22 protein-coding genes and 1 tRNA gene are annotated in these 25,958 nt (G+C 68.9%); 10 read left to right on the forward strand and 13 right to left on the reverse strand.

Going from position 1 to position 25,958, the window contains the following annotated elements; translation table 11 throughout:
* The first annotated feature begins 56 nt into the window (after positions 1-56).
* Complete coding sequence (locus tag ACFRFC_RS12555) at positions 57-866, forward strand: GntR family transcriptional regulator (RefSeq protein ID WP_382682660.1); 810 nt, start codon at positions 57-59, stop codon at positions 864-866.
* Between the two features lie 83 nt (positions 867-949).
* Here the strand turns inward: ACFRFC_RS12555 and ACFRFC_RS12560 are convergent.
* The 9 genes from ACFRFC_RS12560 to dnaA form a co-directional block, all read right to left on the reverse strand.
* Positions 950-1,026, reverse strand: a tRNA-Ile gene (locus ACFRFC_RS12560).
* Between the two features lie 245 nt (positions 1,027-1,271).
* The gene (locus ACFRFC_RS12565) at positions 1,272-2,093 is read right to left on the reverse strand and encodes a DUF3566 domain-containing protein (RefSeq protein ID WP_382682880.1); all 822 of its coding nucleotides are present in this window, start codon (positions 2,091-2,093) and stop codon (positions 1,272-1,274) included.
* A gap of 193 nt (positions 2,094-2,286) precedes the next feature.
* Positions 2,287-4,944: a DNA gyrase subunit A gene (gene gyrA, locus ACFRFC_RS12570; RefSeq protein ID WP_382682655.1), complete on the reverse strand. Its 2,658-nt coding sequence runs from the start codon at positions 4,942-4,944 to the stop codon at positions 2,287-2,289.
* A gap of 42 nt (positions 4,945-4,986) precedes the next feature.
* Positions 4,987-7,071 carry a DNA topoisomerase (ATP-hydrolyzing) subunit B gene (gyrB, locus tag ACFRFC_RS12575; RefSeq protein ID WP_382682653.1) on the reverse strand — a complete coding sequence of 695 codons (2,085 nt, stop codon included), beginning with the start codon at positions 7,069-7,071 and terminating at the stop codon, positions 4,987-4,989.
* 726 nt (positions 7,072-7,797) lie between these two features.
* Positions 7,798-8,397 (reverse strand): DUF721 domain-containing protein, encoded by a 600-nt coding sequence (locus tag ACFRFC_RS12580; protein ID WP_382682651.1) that lies wholly within the window; start codon positions 8,395-8,397, stop codon positions 7,798-7,800.
* Complete coding sequence (recF, locus tag ACFRFC_RS12585) at positions 8,394-9,515, reverse strand: DNA replication/repair protein RecF (protein ID WP_382682648.1); 1,122 nt, start codon at positions 9,513-9,515, stop codon at positions 8,394-8,396. The genes ACFRFC_RS12580 and recF overlap by 4 nt, the downstream gene beginning before the upstream one ends.
* A 153-nt stretch (positions 9,516-9,668) precedes the next feature.
* Positions 9,669-10,550, reverse strand: coding sequence for a phosphogluconate dehydrogenase (NAD(+)-dependent, decarboxylating) (gnd, locus tag ACFRFC_RS12590; RefSeq protein WP_382682645.1), 882 nt, complete (start codon positions 10,548-10,550; stop codon positions 9,669-9,671).
* Between the two features lie 164 nt (positions 10,551-10,714).
* Positions 10,715-11,845, reverse strand: a complete 1,131-nt coding sequence (dnaN, locus tag ACFRFC_RS12595) for a DNA polymerase III subunit beta (RefSeq protein ID WP_382682642.1) — start codon at positions 11,843-11,845, stop codon at positions 10,715-10,717.
* A gap of 1,052 nt (positions 11,846-12,897) precedes the next feature.
* Positions 12,898-14,925 carry a chromosomal replication initiator protein DnaA gene (gene dnaA, locus ACFRFC_RS12600; protein WP_382682638.1) on the reverse strand — a complete coding sequence of 676 codons (2,028 nt, stop codon included), beginning with the start codon at positions 14,923-14,925 and terminating at the stop codon, positions 12,898-12,900.
* 436 nt (positions 14,926-15,361) lie between these two features.
* Between dnaA and rpmH the strand changes: the two genes are divergently transcribed.
* From rpmH to ACFRFC_RS12645, 9 genes are all read left to right on the forward strand, one after another.
* Positions 15,362-15,499, forward strand: coding sequence for a 50S ribosomal protein L34 (rpmH, locus tag ACFRFC_RS12605; protein WP_003949374.1), 138 nt, complete (start codon positions 15,362-15,364; stop codon positions 15,497-15,499).
* A gap of 21 nt (positions 15,500-15,520) precedes the next feature.
* The gene (gene rnpA, locus ACFRFC_RS12610; protein ID WP_382682634.1) at positions 15,521-15,892 is read left to right on the forward strand and encodes a ribonuclease P protein component; all 372 of its coding nucleotides are present in this window, start codon (positions 15,521-15,523) and stop codon (positions 15,890-15,892) included.
* The gene (yidD, locus tag ACFRFC_RS12615) at positions 15,889-16,242 is read left to right on the forward strand and encodes a membrane protein insertion efficiency factor YidD (RefSeq protein ID WP_382682631.1); all 354 of its coding nucleotides are present in this window, start codon (positions 15,889-15,891) and stop codon (positions 16,240-16,242) included. The genes rnpA and yidD overlap by 4 nt, the downstream gene beginning before the upstream one ends.
* A 3-nt stretch (positions 16,243-16,245) precedes the next feature.
* Positions 16,246-17,538, forward strand: a complete 1,293-nt coding sequence (gene yidC, locus ACFRFC_RS12620) for a membrane protein insertase YidC (RefSeq protein ID WP_382682629.1) — start codon at positions 16,246-16,248, stop codon at positions 17,536-17,538.
* Positions 17,539-17,553: 15 nt separating this feature from the next.
* Complete coding sequence (locus ACFRFC_RS12625) at positions 17,554-18,066, forward strand: protein jag (protein WP_382682627.1); 513 nt, start codon at positions 17,554-17,556, stop codon at positions 18,064-18,066.
* Between the two features lie 170 nt (positions 18,067-18,236).
* Positions 18,237-18,953 (forward strand): 16S rRNA (guanine(527)-N(7))-methyltransferase RsmG, encoded by a 717-nt coding sequence (gene rsmG, locus ACFRFC_RS12630; RefSeq protein ID WP_382682624.1) that lies wholly within the window; start codon positions 18,237-18,239, stop codon positions 18,951-18,953.
* Positions 18,954-19,377: 424 nt separating this feature from the next.
* Positions 19,378-20,451, forward strand: a complete 1,074-nt coding sequence (locus tag ACFRFC_RS12635; protein WP_382682878.1) for a ParA family protein — start codon at positions 19,378-19,380, stop codon at positions 20,449-20,451.
* Entirely contained in the window at positions 20,448-21,554 is a 1,107-nt protein-coding gene (locus ACFRFC_RS12640) for a ParB/RepB/Spo0J family partition protein (RefSeq protein WP_382682622.1), read from the forward strand. The genes ACFRFC_RS12635 and ACFRFC_RS12640 overlap by 4 nt, the downstream gene beginning before the upstream one ends.
* Before the next feature lie 364 nt (positions 21,555-21,918).
* Positions 21,919-22,536 carry a GNAT family N-acetyltransferase gene (locus ACFRFC_RS12645; protein WP_382682620.1) on the forward strand — a complete coding sequence of 206 codons (618 nt, stop codon included), beginning with the start codon at positions 21,919-21,921 and terminating at the stop codon, positions 22,534-22,536.
* A 128-nt stretch (positions 22,537-22,664) separates the two neighbouring features.
* On the opposite strand, the gene trxA is transcribed toward ACFRFC_RS12645, so the two are convergent.
* From trxA to sigM, 4 genes are all read right to left on the reverse strand, one after another.
* Positions 22,665-22,994, reverse strand: coding sequence for a thioredoxin (gene trxA / locus ACFRFC_RS12650; RefSeq protein ID WP_382682618.1), 330 nt, complete (start codon positions 22,992-22,994; stop codon positions 22,665-22,667).
* Between the two features lie 43 nt (positions 22,995-23,037).
* Entirely contained in the window at positions 23,038-24,009 is a 972-nt protein-coding gene (gene trxB, locus ACFRFC_RS12655; RefSeq protein ID WP_382682615.1) for a thioredoxin-disulfide reductase, read from the reverse strand.
* Between the two features lie 135 nt (positions 24,010-24,144).
* On the reverse strand, positions 24,145-25,221 hold the full coding sequence (locus ACFRFC_RS12660; RefSeq protein WP_382682612.1) for an anti-sigma factor family protein: 1,077 nt from the start codon (positions 25,219-25,221) through the stop codon (positions 24,145-24,147).
* On the reverse strand, positions 25,218-25,937 hold the full coding sequence (gene sigM, locus ACFRFC_RS12665) for an RNA polymerase sigma factor SigM (RefSeq protein WP_382682609.1): 720 nt from the start codon (positions 25,935-25,937) through the stop codon (positions 25,218-25,220). The genes ACFRFC_RS12660 and sigM overlap by 4 nt, the downstream gene beginning before the upstream one ends.
* Between the last annotated feature and the right edge of the window lie 21 nt (positions 25,938-25,958).

Below are 25,958 nucleotides of genomic sequence, written 5' to 3' on the forward strand. Positions count from 1 at the left end.
GGGCGGACCCCGGAGCCCCCGAGGACCCCTCCCCCTCGGTCGGTGATACTGGCGCAATGCCATCCCGAGCCGCCCCGCCACCGTCCGGTGCGCCCGCGCCCCACTCCGGCACACTCGAACAGCGGGTCACCGAGCTGCTCACCTCACAGGTCCTGAATCTGCGGCTGAGCCCCGGCGAACACATCGTGGCCGACACCCTCGCCGCCGCGCTGGGCGTCTCCCGCCTGCCGGTACGCGAGGCACTGCGCAATCTCGCCGGCCGCGGACTGGTGGAACTCCAGCCGCACCGGGGCGCCTTCATCCCCCGCCTCGGGGTGGAACAGCTGGACGGCATCGTGGAGGTGTTCGAGGCGAGGGCCCGTCTGGAGCCCTGGGCGGCCCAGCGGGCGGCGGAGTTCCATGACGCGGCCCAGCTGGCCCAGCTGGACCACTGTCTCCAACAGGGCTTCCAGGCCCTCGACCAGCACAACCGCGCCGCGGTGAACCGCGCCCACGGCCACTACCTGCGCGCCCTCCTGTCGATGGCCCGCCACTCGGTCCTCACGGAACTCCTGGAGCCCCTCCAGTACCGCACCATGCTGGCGTTCGTGTCGATCGTCATCGTCGCGGAACCCGAGGGCTGGCACGCCCACCAGACCGTCCGTGACGCCATCGCCCGCCGCGACGGCGAAACGGCACAGTCCGCCATGCGCACCCACCTGACCGAGGTGATCACGGCCCTGCGCACCCCGAACAACGTCGTCCCGTCCCCCATAGACCACTTCCGCAAACGCACCGCCGGCACCCGCCGAACCCCCAGCAAGAGCCTGACATCCATGCGCCTGAACACCCCCACCCAGCCACCGCCCCCACCACCGCCCGACTGATACCTCGGCGTACGCCGAAAGGCCCCCAGACCTCCCCCGGCAACGCAAAGACCCCCAGGCGATTCACCTGGGGGTCTCGTGACTGGTGGGGCTAACAGGATTTGAACCTGTGGCCTCATCCTTATCAGGGATGCGCTCTAACCAACTGAGCTATAGCCCCGCCGCGCTCTGCGGTGTATGTCCCGCGCGCTGACCCCTGAAGATTAGCGCACGACCGCGGCAGTCCCAAAATCGATAGTCGGGGTCACTCATCAAGCGACGGGCAGGCCGATCGGCGAGCGACAGCCGGGCCACCCATCAAGCGACACCGGGCCCACTCGCCCTCCGCAGCCCGGCCGACTCGCCCTCCACCGCCGAGCCCACCCGCCTCCGACAGTCGGGCCACTCACCCACCGACTCCCCGCCTCACTCGTCCTCCGCCAGAGTCAGCTCCACCCCGCCGACGAACCCCGCCGACAGGTTGTAGATGAACGCGCCCAGCGTCGCCAGTGCCGTCGCCAGGATGACGTCGATGACGGCGATGATCGTCGTGAACATCAGGACGTTGGGGAGCGAGAGGAAGGACTGAAGGTCGAATCCGTTCGACTCGTTCGAGCCGGTGGCCTCCGAGATCGTGCCGCCGACCGTGGAGAAGACGCCCATCGCGTCCATGACCATCCACAGCACCGCCGAGGCGACGATGGTGCAGATGCCGAGCGCGATGGAGAGCAGGAAGCTCACCTTCATCACGGACCACGGGTCGGCCTTGGCCACCCGCAGCCGCGCCTTGCGCACCCTCGGGGTGGTGCGCGCGCCGGTGCGCGGACGGCGTACCCCCGCGCCCTGGGTCTGAGCGGACTGGCCGCCTTGCGTCTGCACGGACTGGCCGCCCTGCGTCGGGTACGCCTGGGGCGGGTGGTACGGCGTCTCCGTCTGTTGCTGCTGCCGCTCACCCGGCAGCGGCGACGCGCCCTGCGCCGCAGCCGCCGCCGCGTTGGCCGCCGCACTGGCCGCCGCGGCGGACTGCGCCGGCGCGGCCGAGCCCCCGCCGGACGCCGCGTACTGCTGGGTCTGCGGACCTCGGGTGTCCGTCACAGTTCCCCCCTGGGATCCCTGAGCCCGGGATCCATGAGTGTCGGGCGCGTGCGAGTCGGCCTTGGCGGGCTTGATCGCTTGCAGATTGGTCGTATGTGGGTCGGTCATCTGCAGATCGGTCATTTTCGAATCGGTCATGCTCGAATCGGTCATGCTCGGATCAGGCAGGCTCGGATCGGTCATGCTCGGATCAGGCAGGCTCGGATCGGTCATGCTCAGATCTGTGAGCTGCGCGGCGGAGCCACGACCGCCGCCGCCCTGTGTCACACCGGTGGAGTCACCGGCCGGGATACCGGCCGACGAACCGGCGCCCGTGGCTCCGCTCACGCTGACTCACTCCTCGTGCCTACTCGGCCGAGGGCGTGTCACCCTCGTCCGTGCCGGTGGTCGCGGCACCTTCGGCGGATTCGTCGACGATGCCGTTGGTCACGGCACCCTCCGCGGACTCGTCGCCGGCCGCGTCGCCGTCGACCTCCTCCGCCTCGCGTCCCGCCTCGGCGTTGCGTGCGATACCGACCACGGCATCGCGCTTGCCGAGATTGATCAGTTGGACGCCCATGGTGTCACGGCCTGTCTCCCTGACCTCGTTGACTCGCGTACGAATCACACCGCCCGAGAGGGTGATGGCGAGAATCTCGTCGTTCTCCTCCACCACCAGCGCGCCCACGAGCGAGCCACGGTCCTCCACGATCTTGGCGGCCTTGATGCCGAGGCCACCACGGCCCTGGACGCGGTACTCGTCGACGGGAGTCCGCTTCGCGTACCCGCCATCAGTGGCAGTGAACACGAACGTACCGGGTCGAACAACATTCATCGAGAGCAGCTCGTCGCCCTCGCGGAAGCTCATGCCCTTGACACCCGAGGTCGCACGGCCCATCGGGCGGAGCGACTCATCGGTGGCCGTGAAGCGGATCGACTGTGCCTTCTTGCTGATCAGAAGCAGATCATCATCGGACGAGACGAGTTCGGCTCCGATCAGTTCATCATCGGATCCGTCCTCCCGTTCCCGCAGATTGATCGCGATGACACCGCCGGAGCGCGGCGAGTCGTAATCCTTCAGAGATGTCTTCTTGACCAGACCCGCCTTCGTCGCCAGCACCAGGTACGGCGTCGCGTCGTAGTCGCGGATGGCGAGGATCTCGGCGATGGCCTCGTCCGGCTGGAAGGCGAGCAGGTTGGCGACATGCTGCCCGCGCGCGTCCCGGCCGGCGTCGGGCAGCTCGTACGCCTTGGCCCGGTAGACCCGGCCCTTGTTGGTGAAGAACAGCAGCCAGTGGTGGGTGGTGGAGACGAAGAAGTGGTCGACGATGTCGTCCTCCTTCAGCTTCGTGCCCCGGACGCCCTTGCCGCCGCGCTTCTGCGCCCGGTAGTCGTCGGCCTTGGTCCGCTTGACGTAACCGCCGCGCGAGACGGTGACGACGATGTCCTCCTCGGCGATGAGGTCCTCGATGGACATGTCACCGTCGTAGGGGATCAGCTGGGTCTTGCGGTCGTTGCCGTACTTCTCGACGATCGCGGCGAGTTCCTCGCTGACGATGCCGCGCTGGCGGACCGGCGAGGCGAGGATCGCCTGGTACTCGGTGATCTTGGCCTGAAGCTCGTCGTGCTCCTGGACGATCTTCTGGCGCTCCAGGGCGGCCAGCCGCCGCAGCTGCATCTCCAGGATCGCGTTGGCCTGGATCTCGTCGATCTCCAGGAGGCTCATCAGGCCCGTCCGCGCGATGTCGACCGTGTCGCTGGCCCGGATGAGCGCGATGACGTCATCGATCGCGTCCAGCGCCTTGAGCAGACCGCGCAGGATGTGCGCCCGCTCCTCGGCCTTGCGCAGCCGGAACTTCGTACGGCGGACGATGACCTCGATCTGGTGCGTCACCCAGTGCCGGATGAACGCGTCGAGCGACAGCGTGCGCGGGACCCCGTCGACCAGCGCCAGCATGTTGGCACCGAAGTTGGTCTGGAGGTCGGTGTGCTTGTAGAGGTTGTTCAGGACGACCTTGGCGACCGCGTCCCGCTTGAGCACGATGACCAGCCGCTGGCCGGTGCGCGAGGACGTCTCGTCACGGACGTCCGCGATGCCGCCGATCTTGCCGTCCTTCACCAGGTCGGCGATCTTCTGCGCGAGATTGTCCGGATTGGTCTGGTACGGCAGCTCGGTGACCACCAGGCACTGGCGGTTCTGGATCTCCTCGACCTCGACCACCGCGCGCATGGTGATCGAACCGCGCCCGGTGCGGTACGCCTCCTCGATGCCCTTGCGGCCCACCACCAGCGCGCCGGTCGGGAAGTCCGGGCCCTTGATCCGCTCGACCAGCGCGTCCAGCAGCTCCTCGTGCGAGGCGTCCGGGTGCTCCAGGTACCACTGGGCGCCGGCCGCGACCTCGCGCAGATTGTGCGAGGGGATGTTGGTGGCCATGCCGACCGCGATGCCCGCCGAGCCGTTGATCAGCAGGTTCGGGAAGCGGGAGGGCAGGACGGTCGGCTCCTGGGAGCGGCCGTCGTAGTTGTCCGTGAAGTCGACGGTCTCCTCGTCGATGTCGCGGACCATCTCCATCGACAGCGGCGCCATCTTGCACTCGGTGTAGCGCATGGCGGCGGCCGGGTCGTTGCCCGGGGAGCCGAAGTTGCCGTTGGAGTCGACGAGCGGCATCCGCATCGCCCACGGCTGGGCGAGCCGGACCAGGGCGTCGTAGATGGAGGAGTCGCCGTGGGGGTGGTAGTTGCCCATGACGTCGCCGACCACGCGGGCGCACTTGTAGAAGCCGCGCTCGGGGCGGTAGCCGCCGTCGTACATCGCGTACAGCACCCGGCGGTGGACGGGCTTGAGGCCGTCACGGACGTCCGGCAGCGCGCGGGAGACGATGACGGACATCGCGTAGTCGAGGTACGACCGCTGCATCTCCGTCTCGAGCCCCACGGGCTCGACGCGCAGATTCCGGCCCTCCGCTTCGGGCGTGACGGGTGCGACGGGGGTGCCGGGCGTGGCTGGGGTGATGTCGTCGGCCATTGCTGGTGAAGATCCTTCCTGGTGCGGTCAGCTGAGACCGACTCAGATGTCGAGGAAGCGGACGTCCTTGGCGTTGCGCTGGATGAACTGGCGGCGGGCCTCCACGTCCTCGCCCATCAGCACCGAGAACAGCTCGTCGGCCTGGGCGGCGTCGTCCAGGGTGACCTGGCCGAGAACGCGCAGTTCCTGGTCCATCGTGGTCACGCGCAGCTCCTCGGCGTTCATCTCGCCGAGACCCTTGAAGCGCTGGATCGAGTCCTCGCGGATCCGCTTGCCGCGCTGGCGGCCCATCTCCAGGAGCGCGTCGCGCTCACGGTCGGAGTAGGCGTACTCGACGTCCTCCCGACCCCACTTGATCTTGTAGAGCGGCGGGCGGGACAGGAACACATGGCCGGCCTCGACCAGCGGGCGCATGAAGCGGAACAGGAACGTCAGCAGCAGGGTGTTGATGTGCTGGCCGTCGACATCGGCGTCCGCCATCAGGATGATCTTGTGATAGCGGAGCCTCGCGATGTCGAAGTCCTCGTGCACACCCGTACCGAAGGCGGAGATCAGCGCCTGGATCTCCTGGTTCTGGAGGATCTTGTCGATCCGGGCCTTCTCGACGTTCAGGATCTTGCCGCGGATCGGGAGGATCGCCTGGACCTCGGGGTTACGGCCGGACTTGGCCGAGCCGCCGGCGGAGTCGCCCTCGACGATGAAGATCTCGCACTTGGTGGGGTCGTTCGACTGGCAGTCGGAGAGCTTGCCCGGCAGGGAGGCGCTCTCCAGCAGGCCCTTGCGGCGGGTCAGGTCGCGCGCCTTGCGGGCCGCCACGCGCGCGGTCGCCGCCTGGATGCCCTTGCGGACGATGTCCGCCGCCTCGTTCGGATTGCGGTCGAGCCAGTCGTTGAGGTGCTCGTAGACCGCCTTCTGCACGAAGGTCTTGGCCTCGGTGTTGCCCAGCTTGGTCTTGGTCTGGCCCTCGAACTGCGGTTCGCTCAGCTTGACCGAGATGATCGCCGTCAGGCCCTCGCGGATGTCGTCGCCCGTGAGGTTGTCGTCCTTCTCGCGCAGCAGCTTCTTGTCGCGCGCGTACTTGTTGATCAGGTTGGTGAGCGCCGCGCGGAAGCCCTCTTCGTGCGTACCGCCCTCATGCGTGTGGATGATGTTGGCGAAGGAGTAGACCCCCTCGCTGTAGCCGCTGTTCCACTGCATGGCGACCTCGAGGGACAGGGACTTGTCCTTGTCCTCGGCCTCCAGGTCGATCACGGTGGGGTGCACCACGTCGCCCTTGCGGGAGTTGAGGTACTTCACGAAGTCGACGATGCCGCCCTCGTAGTGGTACGTGACGGTCTTGGCCTCGGCCTTCTCGTCGGCGCCCGCCTCGTCCGCCCCGGAGGTCGCCTTCGCCGACTCGCGCTCGTCGGTGAGCTTGATGGTGAGGCCCTTGTTGAGGAACGCCATCTCCTGGAAGCGCCGCGAGAGCGTCTCGAAGGAGTAGTCGGTGGTCTCGAAGATGTCCGCGTCTGCCCAGAAGGTGACCGATGTGCCCGTGTGCTCGATGGCCTCGTGCTTGACCAGCGGGGCGGTGGGGACGCCCATCTTGTAGTCCTGCGTCCAGCGATGGCCGTCGGTGCGCACCTCGACGGCGACCTTCGACGACAGGGCGTTCACCACGGACACGCCCACGCCGTGCAGACCGCCGGAGACCGCGTAGCCGCCGCCGCCGAACTTGCCGCCCGCGTGCAGCACGGTCAGCACGACCTCCAGGGCCGGCTTGCCCTCGGAGGCGACGATGCCGACCGGGATGCCACGGCCGTTGTCGATCACCCGCACCCCGCCGTCCGGCAGGATCGTCACGTCGATGGTGTCCGCGTGACCGGCCAGCGCCTCGTCGACGGAGTTGTCGACGACCTCGTACACCAGGTGGTGCAGACCGCGTTCACCGGTGGAACCGATGTACATACCGGGTCGCTTGCGCACCGCGTCCAGGCCCTCGAGCACGGTGATCGCACTGGCGTCGTACGAGGCCGTGACCTCGCCGCTCAAGCCATGGGCCGCGTCGTTCACGCCGGCGTCGGTGGACGGGATGTTCTCGTTGGGGTTGCCGGAATCGGCCACGAAGCGCCCTTTCTGGCACAGCACGAACCAAGCTCGTCGGCAGGTTGCCGGAGCGGCTGCGGCATGTTGCGTTGGTAAGCCCTTGATCAGCGTTGCTCAGGGTTGCTCAGCTTTTCCCGGACGGTCCCCACGTTCGGGGCGGGATTAGCTCTCAGTCTACCGGTAGCACTGACACTGATGGGCGTTTGCCGGTACCTGAGTCCGCATGTGCCGCCCTGAACCATCCTCCGCCGGGTCCCGATATGCGGATGGGGGCTTCAGGAGGCTCACAGAGCCACTCAGCGCTTCGGGATGTCAACCCTTCGCTACTCCGGGGTCAGGCCGAAATTCGCAACTGTGTGCGCCTTGAGATGGGGGTTGTGGGTGATTCGTACGACATTCGGTCCACAGGTTGTGGATAACCGGGGCACGCAGGGCCACTCCAGGCCCGAACAAGGGCCGCGGACGTGACGTCGCTCTCAGATCACCTACGGATCGCCGGGTCCGCGACGGGTCGCGCACGGAGCATCCATGACTGCTGTCAGCCCACTGTGAAGTCGCTCACTCGCCGACACGAAACGGCTGCCGAGCCGGTGCCGGCGCCCTGTACGGGCCCTGCGCAGACCGACCACAGGCCCTGCGCAGACCGACAGCACAACCGTGCGAGCCCGCATATATATGGTCCAGACCATGCGCCCGGGGTCCGGATCAAGTGCCGCGCGGGGACCTGACGAACACGGCCGCGCCCGCCGGTCACCGCACCCGGCCCCCTCACCCGTAGGTGTCGCCGGGCCCTCTGCTCCCCGGCGCCCGCAGCGGCCCGTACCGCCGCACCGGGCCGCCCGGACCCTGCACCTTGATCGCCCGGACCGCGCCATGGCCCAGATCCTCGTTGAGACGCGCCACCAGCGTCGGCGCCAGCAGCCGCAGATTCGTCGCCCAGGCCGTGGAGTCGCAGCGCACCACCAGCACCCGCTCCTCCTCGTCGTACCGCTCCGGCACACAGTGCCCCGCCACGTCGTCGCCGACGATCTGCGGCCAGCGGCCCATCACCCCGCCCACCGCGGCCGGTGTCTCCCAGCCGCGCTCGGTGATCAGCCGGTTGATCGCCGCGCCCAGCGCCATGGGGTCGCGTCCGTCGGCGCGCGCGCCGGAGCGCAGACCGACGCGCCGCGCCTGCTTCTTCTGCTGCGCCGCGTCGCCCCGCGCGCGTGCCGCCTCTTTCGCCGCCCGCAGGGCGACCCGCGCGAGGTCGACTCCGGAGGGACCGCCCTGCACGCCGGCCCCGGAGGCATTCCCCGACGGCACCGGGGCCGCCTGGGACACCCTGCGCGCCTGCCCTTTGCGTGCTGCCGCCCCGTCGCCGCTCATACGCGCTCCACCGCCCCGCCCGACACCTCGTACCGCACCCCGCTCAGCACATGCGGTACGTCGTCGTCGACCGCGGCCGTCACCAGCACCTGCTCGCCGGGCGCGACCAGTTCGGCGAGCCGCTCCCGGCGCCGGGTGTCCAGCTCGGCGAAGACGTCGTCCAGGATCAGCACCGGCTCATTGCCCTCGGCGCGCAGCAGATCGTAGGAGGCCAGCCGCAGCGCCAGCGCGTAGGACCACGACTCGCCGTGCGAGGCGTACCCCTTGGCGGGCAGCTCCCCGAGCTTCAGCCCCAGATCGTCCCGATGCGGTCCTACGAGGGTGACGCCCCGCTCGATCTCCTGCTTGCGCGTGTCCGCGAGCGCCGCGATGAGCTGCTCGAAGAGCGCCTCGCGCGTGTGCGCCTCACCCGGCGCCGACGGCTTGTACTCCAGTGCGACCGGTCCGCCGCCGGGCGCCAGCTGCTCGTACGCCTTGTCGGCCAGCGGCTGGATCGCGGCGATCAGATCGAGCCGCTGGGCGAGCAGCTCGGCGCCCGCCTGGGCGAGGTGCTGGTCCCAGACGTCGAGCGTGGACAGATCCATGGAGCGTCCGCCGTGCCGCCGCGCCAGGGCCGCCGACTTCAGCAGGGTGTTGCGCTGCTTGAGGACCCGCTCGTAGTCGGAGCGGACGCCCGCCATGCGCGGCGCCCGCGCGGTGATCAGCTCGTCCAGGAACCGCCGCCGCTCCCCGGGGTCGCCCTTGACCAGGGCGAGGTCCTCGGGCGCGAACAGCACGGTCCGGACGATCCCCAGCACATCGCGCGGTCTGGCCTGCGAGGACCGGTTGATCCGGGCGCGGTTCGCCCGGCCGGGGTTCAGCTCCAGCTCGATCAGCTGCTGCCGCTCGCCCTGGCGGATCTGCGCGCGGATGACGGCCCGCTCGGCGCCCATGCGGACGAGCGGGGCGTCGGAGGCGACGCGATGGCTGCCGAGGGTGGCGAGATAGCCGACGGCCTCCACCAGATTCGTCTTGCCCTGCCCATTGGGTCCGACGAAGGCCGTGACGCCCGGGTCCAGCGGAACCTCGACCCGGGCGTACGAGCGGAAGTCGGCGAGCGACAGGTGCGTGACGTGCATGGTGGTGCGCCGGCCTCCCCCGAGGTTATGGACCGCCGAAACGGTCCTGCGGATCACTTTCCGTACTGCTGTCTGTCCTGCTCAGCTTGCGTACTGCTCTGGCCATTGCTCGTACTGCTCTTTTGCGTACCGCTCGGCTCGCACCGGGGCCGGCTACGGCTGCTTCGTCTCGACCGCGTGGCCGCCGAACTGGTTGCGCAGCGCCGCGATCATCTTCATCTGCGGCGAGTCCTCCTGGCGGGAGGAGAACCGCGCGAACAGCGAGGCCGTGATCGCCGGGAGCGGCACGGCGTGGTCGATGGCGGCCTCCACCGTCCAGCGGCCCTCGCCGGAGTCCTGGGCGAAGCCGCGCAGCCGCTCCAGGTGCTCATCCTCGTCGAGCGCGTTGACCGCGAGGTCCAGCAGCCAGGACCGGATCACCGTGCCCTCCTGCCAGGACCGGAAGACCTCCCGGACATCGGTCACGGAGCCGGCCTTCTCCAGCAGCTCCCAGCCCTCGGCGTAGGCCTGCATCATGGCGTACTCGATGCCGTTGTGGACCATTTTCGCGAAGTGGCCGGCGCCGGCCCGGCCCGCGTGGACCGCCCCGAAGTCGCCCTCCGGCTTGAGCGCCTCGAAGACCGGCCGCACCTTGGCGACATGCTCCGGGTCGCCGCCGTACATCAGCGCGTAGCCGTTCTCCAGGCCCCAGACGCCGCCCGAGACACCGCAGTCGACGAAGCCGATGCCGTTCGCGGCCAGCTCGGCGGCGTGCTTCTCGTCGTCCGTCCAGCGCGAGTTACCGCCGTCCACGACGACATCGCCCGGCTCCAGCAGCTTGGCCAGCTCGTCGATGGTGGTCTGGGTGGCGTCCCCGGCCGGGACCATCACCCAGACGACGCGCGGGCCCTTGAGCGCGTCCACCAGCTCCTGGAGGCTGTGGACATCGGCGAGGTCCGGATTGCGGTCGTATCCGACGACGGTGTGGCCCGCGCGGCGGATCCGCTCGCGCATGTTGCCGCCCATCTTGCCGAGGCCGACGAGACCGAGCTCCATCAAGTGATCCTTAGGTTGCGATGTGGCATGAGGCTGCGTGGGCACTGTCGTACCCGTGTCCGAGCCTAGCCCCGGGGGCTCCTCCACATCTGTGGGCATACCCGCTCAAACGTATGCCCCGACCTGCGCTGTTCCGCTCGGCGCTGTTCCGGCCGACGAGCCGGTCAGCCGCTGAGCCGCACCGGCATGATCAGGTACTTGTACGCCTCGTCCGCCTCGGCGTCGAGCGCGGGCTTGCCGCTGAGCAGCGCCGGCTTGGTCGACGTCGTGAACGACAGCTGGGCCACCGGGGAGTCGATCGCGCTCAGGCCGTCCAGCAGGAAGGTCGGGTTGAAGGCGATCGAGATGTCGTCGCCCTCCAGCTGCGCGTCGACTCTCTCCACAGCCTGTGCGTCGTCGCTGGAACCGGCCTCCAGGATGAGCACGCCCTGCTCGAAGCTCAGCCGCACCGGGGTGTTGCGCTCGGCGACCAGCGCCACCCGCTTGACGGCCTCCACGAAGGGGGCGGTCTCGATCACGGCGATGGAGTTGAACTCGGTCGGGAAGAGCGTGCGGTACTTCGGGAGGTCGCCCTCCAGGAGGCGGGTCGTGGTCCGCCGCCCCGCGCCCTCGAAACCGATCAGACCCTCACCCGCGCCCGACCCGGACAGCGCGAGCGTCACGCTGTCGCCGCTGGTCAGCGCCTTGGCGGTGTCCAGGAGCGTCTTGGCGGGCACCAGGGCGACGGCGGACGCCTCCGGGTCCTCCGGCTTCCACAGGAACTCGCGGACCGCGAAGCGGTAGCGGTCGGTGGAGGCCAGGGTGACCCGGTCGCCCTCGATCTCGATGCGCACGCCGGTGAGCACCGGCAGCGTGTCGTCACGGCCCGCGGCGATGGCGACCTGGGAGGCGGCGGAGGCGAAGACCTCACCGGGGACCGTGCCGGTCGCGGAGGGCATCTGGGGCAGCGCCGGGTACTCCTCCACCGGCAGGGTGTGCAGGGTGAAGCGGGAGGAGCCGCAGACCACGGTCGCCCGTACACCGTCCGTGGAGATCTCCACCGGCCGGTTCGGGAGCGCGCGGCAGATGTCGGCGAGCAGCCGGCCGGAGACCAGGACGGTGCCCTCCTCCTCGACCTCGGTCTCGACGGAGACCCGCGCGGAGACCTCGTAGTCGAAGCTGGACAGGCTCAGCTGGCCGTCCTCGGCCTTCAGCAGCAGGCCGGCGAGGACCGGCGCCGGCGGACGGGCCGGGAGGCTGCGTGCCGCCCAGGCCACGGCCTCCGCGAGTACGTCGCGTTCCACCCGGATCTTCACTGTTGCCGCCTCCTGCTGTTGCCGGCCTGCTCGCCCTGCCTGGCTCGTCTGTCTGTCGCGGTGTCATCGGTCCCGGCGACGGGAAGGACACCGGGAACAGTCTGACGCACACCACTGACAGTAGGTGCCTCTCGGGGTCAAGTCGTGACGAGGGGCTGCCGGGCCACGAGGGCCGAGTTGTGCACAGGGCCCGCTTCGAAACGGATTCCCAGCTCTCTCTAGTTGGGAGTAGTAGTAGGGGCTGTGGATACCGTGGATAACCCCGTTTTCCCAGCTCAGACCCCAAATTTTGTCCACGGGTCCTGTGGGTGGAGGCGGTGGAAAACCGGCCTCGGCTGTGGAGAACAGAAAGTTCTGCACACTCCGTACACAGGGAGAGGCGACTTCTCCCCAGATCCGTCCCCAGCTTTACCCACGTTTCCCACAGCCCAACCTGGCAGCTTGGTGTGACGCCTTTCACTCGACCCGGTGATCAGGCGCGTCGCGTTGCCGAACAGTGGACAGAGGTGTGGAGAAGCCGCCGATCACTGGGGACAACCGCCCCCAGCCTGTGGGTAGCCCGTGGACAACTTTGTGCACAGGTTGTGGATCACCACTTTGTCCACAGCCTGTGGAGATCGTTTGTCCACCAATCCACAGGCAGGTGACCTGGTCTGATGGTCCTTCAACCGATCGGCCTGTGGAAGAGATCTGGACAACTCGGCAGTCCCCAGGATGTGGACGACAGAAAGTCACCGAATCTGTGGAGAGTGGCCGTAACCCGGCCCGGATTCGAACACCGGATGGCTGTGGGACGACGAAGGGCGTCCCGGGGTGGTGGTCCCGGAACGCCCTTGGGCGTGCGTGAGGGCATCCGCGAGCGCTGGCTGAGCGCTTCTGCGAGGGGCGCGTGCGTGAGGGCATGTGTGAGGGCTTGGGGTGGCCGGGGCGGCTGAGGAGAGGTCTCAAGGGTCGCGCAGAGGCCCTGAGCGCCCCCGCGGGGTGGCGGGGGCGCTCAGGGGCGGCGGGGGCGGCAGGAGGGGCGCGGAGGGACTGGAGGGGCCCGGTGCCGCTCAGCCGTTCTTGATGCGGTTGGTCAGCTCGGTGACCTGGTTGTAGATCGAGCGCCGCTCGGCCATCAGATTGCGGATCTTGCGGTCGGCGTGCATGACCGTCGTATGGTCCCGGCCGCCGAACAGCGCGCCGATCTTCGGCAGGGACAGATCGGTCAGCTCACGGCACAGATACATGGCGATCTGCCGCGCGGTCACCAGCGCGCGCCCGCGTGAGGTGCCGCACAGGTCCTCCACCGTCAGCCCGAAGTAGTCGGCGGTGGCGCTCATGATGGCCGTGGAGGTGATCTCCGGCGCGGAGTCCTCGCCGCCCGGGATCAGATCCTTCAGGACGATCTCGGTCAGGCCCAGGTCCACCGGCTGCCGGTTGAGCGAGGCGAACGCCGTCACCCGGATCAGCGCGCCCTCCAGCTCGCGGATGTTGCGCGAGATCCGGGAGGCGATGAACTCCAGCACCTCCGGCGGGGCGCTGAGATGGTCCTGGACCGCCTTCTTGCGCAGAATCGCGATGCGCGTCTCCAGCTCGGGCGGCTGGACGTCGGTGATCAGCCCCCACTCGAAACGGTTCCGCAGCCGGTCCTCCAGGGTGACCAGCTGCCGGGGCGGCCGGTCCGAGGACAGCACGATCTGCTTGTTCGCGTTGTGGAGCGTGTTGAAGGTGTGGAAGAACTCCTCCTGCGTCGACTCCTTGTCCGCGAGGAACTGGATGTCGTCGACGAGCAGGATGTCCATCTCGCGGTACCGCTTGCGAAAGCTGTCGCCCTTGCCGTCGCGGATGGAGTTGATGAACTCGTTGGTGAACTCCTCCGAGCTGACATAGCGCACGCGCGTGCCCGGATACAGACTGCGCGCGTAGTGCCCGATCGCGTGCAGCAGATGCGTCTTGCCGAGCCCCGACTCCCCGTAGATGAACAGGGGGTTGTACGCCTTCGCGGGCGCCTCGGCGACCGCCACCGCCGCCGCGTGCGCGAACCGGTTGGAGGCGCCGATGACGAACGTGTCGAAGAGGTACTTCGGATTCAGCCGCGCGGTGGGCTCACCTGGCCCGGCGGCCGGCGCGGGCTTCGAGGCCAGCGGACCGGGGGGCCCACCGGAGGACGGCGACCCGGGCAGCGCCGGGCCGCCGAGCCCGCCCGGCCCGCCGCGATGGCCGCCGGGTCCGCCGGAGGACTCGGGCAGTTCGCGCCGGGAGTCGCGCTGGTCGTAGTCGCCCCGTCCGGGGTCGTAGTCGCCGCGCGGACCGTCGTACTCGGAGCGCTGCTGCTCGTACGACGCCCGCTCCCGCTCGTAGGAACCGCGCTGGTCGTACGGCGGGCGCTCGCGGCCCTGGCCGCGGTAGTCCGGTCCGCCGCCGTAGGAGTCGCGGGACGCGTACGGGTCGCGGTCGGGGAAGCCCAGGCGCTGCTGCTGCCAGCCGTAGTCGTCCTGCCCGCCCTGGCGCGGCCAGCCGCCGGGCTGGGGGCGCTGGTACTCCGAGGGGTAGGCCGGGCGGGCGGTCGGCAGCTGGTCGCCGGGGGATCCGGGGTGCTGGTCCTGGCGGGGACGGCCGTAGCGGTCGTAGTCGCTGTCCCGCGCGGGGCCCTCGTACGAAGCGCCCTCATAGGGGGCGCCTTCGCGGGAGGGCTCCTTGTAGGAGTCGTTGTGGGCGTCCTTGTAGGAGGCGTTTTCGTAAGGGCCGCCCTCATAGGGGCCCGACGGAAGCTCCGGCTCCTCGTAGCGCTGCGGCGGGAGGGAAGGGGTGGGGGGTTCGCCCGCCGAGTCGTCGACGGTGATCGCGATCCGGATCGGGCGCCCGCACTCACGGCTCAGCGTCTCGCTGACGATCGGCGCGAGCCGGCCCTCCAGGACGCCCTTCGCGAATTCGTTCGGTACGGCGAGCAGCGCGGTGTCCGCGACCAGCGCCAGCGGCTGGCAGCGGCGGATCCAGTGCTCGTCCTTGCCCTCCACGCCCTGACCGCGGCCCTCACCGAGAAGCTGATCCAGTACTCGTGGCCACACTGCGGCAAGATCGGCAGGTACGTCAGCCACAGGGCACGCTCTCTCGTGGGTCCCACGAACGTGTGGTTCGCGGACGGTCGGGATCCGGAGGGACAGGTCCGTCCGGGCTGGTCCCGGAAGGGTCCGGGGCGGTCCGGGTCTGCTGGGGCAATCCCGCGCCGGCGGGGAGAAGGGAACGAATCGGAGTCCCGCCACGGTAGTCAGCGCGACGGGTGCGGTTCAAGTTGTTGTCCCCAGCCTGTGGACAGTGTCTCCCATCGACCGCTGGTTTGACCGGATGGCGCAGCCGCGCGTACCGTAACCAGGTCGAGTTGTCGATGGCTGCTGCCGCCTGCCTCCGATGGGCACAGGTCACGTCAGGTGATCGGAAAGCGGTGCACTCGGGCGTGACGCGAGCTACTCGTGGGCGCACGGTGACAGCCAGGACGGCACCCCGCAGAACCCCGATCTCTTCTGGAGCCCCCGAGTGAGCAAGCGCACCTTCCAGCCGAACAACCGTCGTCGCGCCAAGACCCACGGCTTCCGGCTGCGGATGCGCACCCGTGCCGGCCGCGCGATTCTCGCGTCCCGCCGTGGCAAGGGTCGCGCCCGTCTGTCCGCCTGATCTCGATCAGGTCATGACGTCGTGCTGCCCACCGAGAACCGGCTGAGGCGGCGCGAGGACTTCGCGACCGCGGTCCGACGAGGTCGCCGGGCAGGCCGCCCGACCCTCGTCGTCCACCTTCGTAGCGGTACCACGGACCCGCACGCGCCTGGGGAGAGCGCTCCTCCGGCACGTGCGGGTTTCGTCGTGAGCAAGGCGGTGGGTGGCGCGGTCGTACGCAACGCTGTCAAGCGCCGACTGCGTCATCTCATGCGAGACAGAGTCGCCCTGGTGCCCCCCGGTAGCCTGGTAGTGGTACGAGCGCTGCCCGGTGCGGGTGACGCCGACCATGCACAGCTGGCCCGAGACCTGGATGCCGCCCTACAGCGGCTGCTGGGAGGGGGCGCGCGATGAAGTACCCGCTGCTGGCACTGATCAAGCTGTACCAGTGGACCATCAGCCCGCTGCTCGGGCCGGTGTGCAAGTACTACCCGTCGTGTTCCCACTACGGCTACACGGCCATAGACCGGCACGGTGCGGTCAAGGGCACGGCACTGACCGCCTGGCGCATCCTCCGGTGCAATCCGTGGTCGTTGGGTGGTGTGGACCATGTCCCGCCGCGCAAGCGCCCGCGGTGGCACGAGATGCTGCGCAACGCGTGGCGCGCACGCAAGGGCGGGCCCTCCGCCGCCGAACCGGCCACCGAAGGGACCTCTGCTTCGAGCCCGGCCGCAGAGAACTCGTCCCATGCCCAAGGAGCATGATTAGTGGACACGATTGCCAGCTTCTTCAGCTTCATCACCACACCCGTCTCGTGGGTCATCGTCCAGTTCCACTCGCTGTACGGTGCGATCTTCGGCCCTGACACGGGCTGGGCCTGGGGCCTGTCCATCGTGTCGCTGGTGATCCTCATCCGTATCTGTCTGATCCCGCTCTTCGTGAAGCAGATCAAGGCGACGCGGGCGATGCAGACGCTCCAGCCCGAGATGAAGAAGATCCAGGAGCGCTACAAGAACGACAAACAGCGTCAGTCCGAAGAGATGATGAAGCTGTACAAGGAGACGGGCACCAACCCGCTCTCCTCGTGCCTTCCCATCCTGGCGCAGTCGCCGTTCTTCTTCGCCCTTTATCACGTGCTGAACAGCATCGCCAACAACGACACCATCGGTGTGATCAACGAGCGGCTGCTGGCCAGTGCCCAGAAGGCGCACATCTTCGGCGCCCCGCTCGCGTCGAAGTTCACCGACGGCTCCGCCGAGGTCACGGCGCTGGGCTCCACGATCACCGATGTGCGGGTCGTCACCGCCATCATGATCGTGCTGATGTCGCTGTCGCAGTTCTACACCCAGCGCCAGCTGATGACGAAGAACGTCGACACCTCGGTGAAGACGCCGTTCATGCAGCAGCAGAAGATGCTGATGTATGTCTTCCCCGTCATCTTCGCGGTCTTCGGCATCAACTTCCCCGTCGGTGTCCTCGTCTACTGGCTGACCACCAACGTGTGGACCATGGGCCAGCAGATGTATGTCATCCACAACAACCCGACCCCGGGTTCCAAGGCCCAAGCGTCCCACCTGGAGCGCCTCCACAAGCACGTCACGCAGCACGGCAAGACCCGCAGCCGGCGCGAGCGCGCCATCGTGAAGGCGATCGTCGCCAAGGGCCGGGACCGCAACGACCATGAGCGCAAGTTCATCAACGGCCTGAGCAAGGCCGGACTCGCCGCCCAGGCCGATGGCACGGTGGCCAAGAGCGACGACGCGGTGACCGTGGAGCACGAGGACGGTACGACCACCACCACCGGGCCTGCCGCCCCCAGGCGCCAGCAGCCCAAGCGGCAGTCGAAGTCCCAGCGCCAGGGCGGTGCCAAGTCCGCGGGCGACGCTGAGAAGACCTCCCCGCACTCGCTCACCAAGTCCGACGAGCCGGCCGACGCCAAGCCGGGCGGTGGCGCCGGGAAGCAGGCGGCCAAGTCCGGCAACGGCTCGTCGCGCAGCCGGGCCCAGTCCGGTCAGCGCAAGGGCGGCCCCCAGCGGCCCAAGTCCCCGACCAAGAAGTAAGAAGGAGTCCATCCCGTGACGGAAGGCACCACCTCCGCTGCTGCCGAGGGCGTAGACACCCTGACCCGACTGGAGCAGGAGGGCGAGATCGCGGCGGACTACCTGGAGGGTCTGCTGGACATCGCCGATCTCGACGGCGACATCGACATGGACGTCGAGGGCGACCGCGCCGCTGTCTCGATCATCAGCGAGGCGGGCACCCGCGATCTGCACAAGCTCGTCGGCCGGGACGGTGAGGTGCTGGAGGCGCTCCAGGAGCTGACCCGCCTGGCCGTGCACCGGGAGACCGGGGACCGCAGTCGGCTGATGCTGGACATCGCCGGCCACCGGGCCAAGAAGCGGGCCGAGCTGGCCGAGCTGGGCGCCAAGGCCGCGGCCGAGGTCAAGAGCAGCGGCGCCCCGGTGAAGCTGGATCCGATGACGCCGTTCGAGCGCAAGGTCGTGCACGACGCGGTGAAGGCCGCGGGACTGCGCAGCGAGTCCGAGGGCGAGGAGCCGCAGCGGTTCGTCGTCGTACTGCCCGCCTAGGATCTGGCCCGACGGCCCCCGTAGTCGTGTGTTCCACCGGCCCCGTCTGTAGCGCAGACGGGGCCGAAGTTTGTCAGCCTGGTCCTGAACGGCTGACGGTCCCCCGGTAGATCCCTGAGCCCTGGTGGTCGGCGCCCGGCGCGTCGAGGCGGTATGGAAGGACGGTCCCCGTGACGGAGGCAGCGGAGCTTCCCCCTGTGCCCGAGGAGGCACAGGCGGTGTTTGGTGATCGCTATGCGGACGCGGTCCGCTACGCGGAACTGCTCGCCGAGGCGGGTGTGCAGCGCGGTCTGATCGGCCCTCGTGAGGTGCCCCGGCTGTGGGAGCGGCATCTGCTGAACTGCGCGGTGCTCTCGGAGGTGGTTCCGGAGGGCGTCACGGTCTGCGATGTGGGTTCCGGGGCCGGGCTGCCGGGCATTCCGCTCGCGCTGGTCCGGGAGGATCTGAAGATCACTCTCCTGGAGCCGCTGCTGCGGCGGACGACCTTTCTCACCGAGGTCGTGGAGCTGCTGGGCCTGGACCATGTGACCGTGGTGCGTGGCCGGGCCGAGGAGGTCATGGGCACCCTGCCGCCCGTCCATGTGGTGACGGCACGTGCGGTCGCCCCGCTGGACCGGCTGGCCACCTGGGGCATCCCGCTGCTGCGGCCCTACGGCGAGATGCTCGCGCTCAAGGGGGACACCGCCGAGCAGGAACTGAAGGCGGCGGCGACCGCGCTGAGCAAGCTCGGCGCGGTGGAGACGTCGATCCTGCATGTGGGCGAGGGCGTGGTGGATCCCCGCTCGACGGTGGTCCGGGTCGAGGTCGGGGAGAGCCCGGGTGGCGTACGGTTCGCGGCCAAGCGGGCGAAGGCGGCGAGGACGGGGCGGGTACGGAGGCGCCGTTGAGCCGGTGTGCGGGGCTTGGTCCGGGCCAGGTCTTCAGGGACTCGGTCTGGGCGTTGAACCGGCCTCCGGGGGCGTGGTCCTCAGCCGGCTCGCTCGGGATTCTTCCTGTGCGGCCGGGATGCTCCGTGAAGGCGCCGTACTCCACACAAGCTGCCAAACCTGTGCATGACGGAGTGTCGCGACAGTTCGGCCATCGGCCCTGTGCATCGTGTTTCACGTGAAACGTCGCTCACTGCTGCACGGCATCATCAGTCGGGGCCGCGCCGCGGCCGAACCTCGCGACCGCAAGCCCCTCGGGTCCCTCAGAAAGACGACCGGCTTGTCCAAAGAGAGCGGTCAGTCCCTCGTGAGGGGCACGGAGTTGTCCACAGAGGTGGATTTCTCCACAGAAGAACGGGCCTCGCTGGTTCACCACCCCGAAGGCATGGGAGGCTCTGTTCATTGCGAGCCTGAAGTCGAGGAGAGTGAATCCTTGCGGTCCGACGCCAACATCGCGGGACCGATGACCGATCCGGTCCCCGGTCCCCGTACCGAATCTCCGGGGGAGGATGTTTCACGTGAAACACCGCCTCCGATGGACGACACTCCCATCGGTCGTGCTGCCCAGTTGGCGGTAGAGGCTCTGGGGCGAGCCGGCGAGGGCCTTCCGAGACCAGAACAGACCCGCGTCATCGTCGTAGCCAACCAGAAGGGCGGGGTGGGCAAGACGACGACAACCGTCAACCTTGCTGCCTCACTGGCCCTGCACGGCGGCCGGGTGCTGGTGGTCGACCTCGACCCGCAGGGCAATGCGTCCACCGCCCTGGGCATCGACCATCACGCCGAAGTCCCTTCTATCTATGACGTGTTGGTCGATAGCAGGCCGCTGGCGGAAGTCGTGCAGCCGGTCCCCGATGTCGAGGGCCTCTTCTGCGCACCCGCCACGATCGATCTCGCGGGCGCGGAGATCGAGCTGGTGTCCCTGGTGGCCCGGGAGAGCCGGCTTGAGCGCGCGATCCAGGCATACGAGCAGCCGCTGGACTATGTCCTGATCGACTGCCCGCCCTCCCTCGGCCTGCTGACGGTCAATGCGCTCGTCGCCGGCCAGGAGGTCCTCATCCCGATCCAGTGCGAGTACTACGCCCTGGAGGGCCTGGGCCAGTTGCTGCGCAACGTCGACCTGGTGCGGGGGCACCTCAACCCCGCCCTGCATGTGTCGACGATCCTGCTCACCATGTACGACGGCCGGACCCGCCTGGCGTCCCAGGTCGCGGACGAGGTGCGCAACCACTTCGGCGACGAGGTGCTGCGGACGAGCATTCCCCGCTCGGTCCGTATCTCCGAGGCGCCGAGCTATGGGCAGACGGTGCTGACCTACGATCCAGGATCGAGCGGCGCCCTCTCCTATCTTGAGGCGGCACGAGAAATCGCGCTGAGGGGTGTGGGTGTCTCCTACGACGCCACCCACGCCCACATCGGCGCTCAGAGCGACCCGAGCATGGTGGAGAGGATCCAGTGAGCGAGCGACGGAGGGGGTTGGGTCGTGGGTTGGGTGCATTGATCCCGGCTGCCCCGACCGAAAGGACCCCGGCACAGACCGGTGTGGGGGGCGCCGCGTCCACGTCCCCCACGGCCGTACCGGTACTCACCGAGCGCGGTGTGGCCGCGGCCAAGGTGGCGACCCTGCCGCCTGTTTCACGTGAAACGGAGGAGCCCTCGGTCTTCACGGGCCCCGAGAGGCATCTGCCCCCGATCGGTGCCCACTTCGCCGAGATCCCTCTCGACGCGATCAAGCCGAACCCTCGGCAGCCGCGCGAGAACTTCGACGAAGACGCGCTGCAAGAGCTGATCACCTCCATCAAGGAGGTCGGCCTTCTCCAACCCGTCGTCGTCCGCCCGGCGGGTCCCGGCCGCTATGAGCTGATCATGGGCGAGCGGCGTTTTCGGGCCTGCCGTGAGGCCGGTCTGGAGGCGATCCCGGCGATCGTCCGGGCCACCGACGACGAGAAGCTTCTTCTGGACGCGCTCCTGGAGAACCTGCACCGGGCGCAGCTGAACCCGATCGAAGAGGCCTTCGCCTACGATCAGCTGCTCAAGGACTTCAACTGCACCCACGATCAGCTGGCGGACCGCATCGGCCGGTCCCGCCCGCAGGTCTCCAACACGCTGCGACTGCTGCGGCTCTCGCCCAAGGTGCAGAACCGGGTCGCGGCCGGGGTGCTGTCCGCCGGGCACGCGCGGGCGCTGCTCTCCGTCGACGACTCGGAGGAGCAGGAACGGCTCGCGTTCCGGGTGGTGGCCGAGGGGCTGTCGGTCCGGTCCGTGGAGGAGATCGTGCACCTGATGGGGTCGCGTCCGCAGAAGTCCCAGCGCGCCAAGGGGCCGCGTGCCGGCGGCCGGGTCTCGCCCGCGCTCAGCGACCTCGCCACCCGGCTCTCGGACCGCTTCGAGACCCGGGTGAAGGTCGAGCTGGGCCAGAAGAAGGGCAAGATCACCGTCGAGTTCGCCTCTCCGGACGATCTGGAGCGGATCCTCAGCACCTTCGCTCCGGGCGAGCGGCTGCTGCTCCAGAAGAGCCTGCTGGAGGGTGACGACGGCGACGGCGAGGAAGCGGAGGACTGAGCCTCGGATCAGCCGGGTGGATCACGCCCGGCTGATCGCCGAGGTGGGCGGACGAGCCGAAGGCGGCACGTCCGGCCGTGAGGCGGGCGGTGTCCGGTGTGTACCGGGACGCGGCCCGCTCTTTGCTTTCTGGCGGTATCAGTGGAATCGCATCGTGGATACCATGCCGTCGGGTATGGCACCCTCCACCTGATGGGACCGCTCAAGGGGAGGCGGGCCCTGCGCACGATGAGCCGGGCCGGACCGATGAGCGCGGGACTGGGACTGGTGCGGTCGGCGGCTTCGTCGGCAGCCTGCTCAGGGAACAGAGTGCTCTGACAGCCGCCCGCGACGCCGCGGGCGAAGGAAGCGAGGAGCAGCCTTCATGGGCCGTCGGCTCGTACCGCTCACCCTGGACAACCTTCAGGACCTTCCCAGGCGCTGTCGGTCGTGTGTCTTCTGGGAACTGGACCCGGTCAGCGGAGAAGCCGCGGTGAAAGCGGGCACACCCGCGCGGGCGAAGGAATCCTGGATCTCCGCGGTGCTGCTGGACTGGGGGTCCTGCGGGCGGGTCGTCTATGTGGACGAGGTCCCGGTGGGCTTTGTGCTCTACGCGCCGCCCGCCTACGTTCCCCGCTCCACCGCCTTCCCCACGAGCCCGGTCTCGTCCGACGCCGTCCAGCTGATGACGGCCTTCATCATGCCGGGGTACCAGGGGCAGGGACTGGGCCGTGTCATGGTCCAGACGGTCGCCAAGGATCTGCTGAGGCGGGACTTCAGAGCGATCGAGGCGTTCGGCGACGCCCGCTGGAAGGAGCCCGCCTGTGTGCTGCCCGCCGATCATCTGCTGGCGGTGGGCTTCAAGACGGTCCGCCCGCATCCCACGTATCCGCGGCTGCGGCTGGAGCTGCGGACGGCGCTGTCCTGGCGGGAGGACGTGGAGATGGCGATCGACCGGCTGCTGGGCGGTGCCCGGAAGGAACCGGCGCTTCGGCCGCTCTAGCAGCGCCCGTTCAGGCGGGGCTGTCATGCGAATGGGCCGACCCTTGTGGGTCGGCCCATTCGTGTTTCACGTGAAACATCGCCGCAGCGGGTGTGGCGGTGTCGCAGCCGCCGTGCCCGGCAACGGTGTCACTCGGCGATGAAGTCCTCAAGGTCGCGGAGGATCGCGGCCTTCGGCTTCGCGCCGACGATGGTCTTCGCGACCTCGCCGCCCACGTAGACGTTCAGGGTCGGGATGGACATGACGCCGTACCGGGTGGCCGTGCCCGGGTTCTCGTCGATGTTCAGCTTGACGATCTCGATCTTGTCGCCGTGCTCCTTGGCGATCGCCTCCAGGGACGGCGCGATCTGGCGGCACGGACCGCACCACGCGGCCCAGAAGTCCACCAGAACAGGCTTGTCGCTCTTGAGGACGTCCTGATCGAAGGAGTCGTCGGTTACATGCTTCAGATCGGCCACAGCGGGCTCCTTACATGGGTTGCGGGGAGGACAGAAGGTCGGATCAGACGGCGGCGGCCTGCTCGGACTCGGCCTGCGCCTCGTCGGCGAGCGCGGCGAGGTGGCGCTCGGCGTCGAGGGCGGCGGAACATCCGGTGCCGGCGGCCGTGATCGCCTGGCGGTAGGTGTGGTCGACGACGTCGCCCGCGCCGAAGACGCCCGTCAGGTTCGTCCGGGTGGAGGGAGCCTCGACCTTCAGGTAGCCCTCCCCGTCGAGGTCGAGCTGTCCCTTGAACAGCTCGGTCCGCGGGTCGTGGCCGATCGCGATGAACAGACCGGTGGCCGGCAGGTCCGCGAGTTCACCGGTCTTGACGTTGCGCAGCTTCAGCCCGGTGAGCTTCTGGTCGCCCTGGATCTCCGCGACCTCGCTGTCCCAGACGAACTTGATCTTCGGGTCGGCGAAGGCGCGGTCCTGCATCGCCTTGGAGGCCCGCAGGCTGCTGCGACGGTGGACGATCGTGACGGACTTGGCGAACCGGGAGAGGAAGGTCGCCTCCTCCATCGCGGTGTCACCACCGCCGATCACGGCGATGTCGTGGTCCTTGAAGAAGAACCCGTCACAGGTGGCGCACCAGGAGACGCCGCGGCCGGAGAGCGCGTCCTCGTTGGGCAGGCCCAGCTTGCGGTGCTGCGAGCCGGTGGCGACGATGACGGCCTTCGCCCGGTGCACCGTACCCGCTGTGTCCGTGACGGTCTTGATCTCACCGGAGAGGTCCACGGAGACGATGTCGTCGGGGATCAGCTCGGCGCCGAAGCGCTCGGCCTGGGCGCGCATGTTGTCCATCAGCTCCGGACCCATCACGCCGTCCTGGAAGCCGGGGAAGTTCTCCACCTCCGTGGTGGTCATCAGGGCACCGCCGGCGGTGACTGCGCCCTCGAACACCAGGGGCTTCAGCGACGCGCGTGCGGTGTACAGGGCCGCCGTGTAGCCGGCGGGCCCAGAGCCGATGATGATCACGTTTCGGACGTCGCTCACGGCTGGGTTCCTCGTCTCTGGACTCATCAGTTTCCAGTGGGCGTCCCTTTCAGGACTCTCATCCCACCCAACGGATCCTAAGGGTCGAGCATTCCCACTGTGGCCGGGCACACGACGGGTGCCGCCCGCCGAAGCTCAGGGGTGCGCGTACGAGGTCTGGAACAAGATCTTCGCGATGTCGGAGGACGCCTGCTTCACGCAGGTGGAGTCCATGATGTACGCGGTGACCCGGCTGACGTCATTGGCGTCGGGCAGCACGACGAGCATCGCGTCGGTCCCCTTGTAGACGCCCTCGTCCACGGCGAGCGCCGCGTCCTGCCGGCCGATGCCCTTGCGGACACAGTCGGGTACCGAGGGTGTCTGGAACACCCTGGGCGAGACCACGTCGTCGCCCCCGTCCACGCCCATGCTGCTCTGTGGGTTGCTGGAGCCACTGACTGTCGCCTCCTGGTCGATCGGCTCCGTGGAGAGCAGATCGGTCACCTGGCGTTCGAGGGACTCTGTGGAGAAGGTGTCCGACGCGGAGGTGGTCTGGTCGTCGCCCGCCACGGGGCCGGGGGCGCCACCGCCCATGAGCGAGGACAGCAGTACCGTGCCGAGCCCCACGGCCGCCGCCGCGAAGGCGGCGCCGATCACGGTCACCCGGCGGCGCCTGGAGCGATCCGAGCGATCCGAGCGATCCGGCCTCTTACGGCCGGGGCCGGTGGTGGAGGGGCGGGCATGGCCTGTGGGGCGGTCTGCGGCGACCGATGTTTCACGTGAAACATGGGCGTCGCTGTCGCTGTCACTGTCACTGTCCGGAGATGGACGCGCGTAGTCCTGCGTTTCACGTGAAACGGTCACGCTTCCCGTCGCGCTCTGCGGTGTTTCACGTGAAACCTGTGTGCTGTCGGTTGCCGGGCCGATCGGTTGGGGGGCTTCCGCCGCTCGCAGAGTCTCAGCCGCTCGTGGGGCCTCCGCCGCTCGTAGAGCCTCGGCCGTGAGTGCCACGTCGATCCGCTCGGCGATGTCGGCGGGCATGGTCACGGGCTCCCGCTCCACGCCGAGCAGGTCCCGGATCTCCTCCAGCGATGCGGAGACGTCCGCGCACAGCTCGCAGGAGTCCAGATGCCGCTGGACGTCCGCGGTCCGTGACGGGGGCAGCAGCCCCTCGGTGAGGTCGGCGATCTCGGTGACGTCCGGGTGCCCTGTCATGTCTGTCGTGGATGTCACGCTCGCCCACCTCCGCCCTTCACAGCAGCTGGATCACTCGGCCCGATCTGACGGGACCCGGCATCGGGCGGTCCCGCTGCCGGTGGGACGGATGTCCCCTGCGTCCGGTTCCGTTCCCCACCCGTCCCGCCGCTCGTGCCGTCCGGACGCAGATGGGTGAGGAGGGGAAGGAGTCTGGCTCTGCCCCGGGCGCACCGGCTCTTCACCGTCCCGGTCGGCACACCGAGGATCCGGGCGGCCTCGGCGACGGGGTAGCCCTGCATGTCCACCAGGACGAGGGCGGCCCGCTGATCGGGCGGCAGGGTGCCCAGCGCCCTGATCAGCTGGCGGTGCAGATCCTTGCGCTCGGCCGGGGCCGACGCCGACTCGTGCGGCTCCAGGAGTTGCTCCAGCCGCTCGGTGTCGTCGACCGGCGAGGTCTTGCGGGAGGCCGCCTTGCGGGCCCGGTCCAGACAGGCGTTCACCGTGATCCGGTGCAGCCAGGTCGTGACGGCCGCCTTCCCCTGGAAGGTGTGGGCGGCCCGGTAGGCGGAGACCAGCGCGTCCTGCACGGCGTCGGCGGCCTCCTCGCGGTCCCCGAGGGTGCGCAGGGCGACGGCCCAGAGCCGGTCCCGGTGGCGCCGGACCAGCTCGCCGAAGGCGTGCGGATCGCCGCCCACATGACGGGCGAGGAGGTCACTGTCGTTCACGTCGCCGTAGGTGACGTCGTCCGCCATCCGACCTCCCCCTCCGTGCCG

Origin of the sequence: Streptomyces sp. NPDC056734 (genome assembly GCF_042790455.1) — a bacterium.
Classification (GTDB): domain Bacteria; phylum Actinomycetota; class Actinomycetes; order Streptomycetales; family Streptomycetaceae; genus Streptomyces.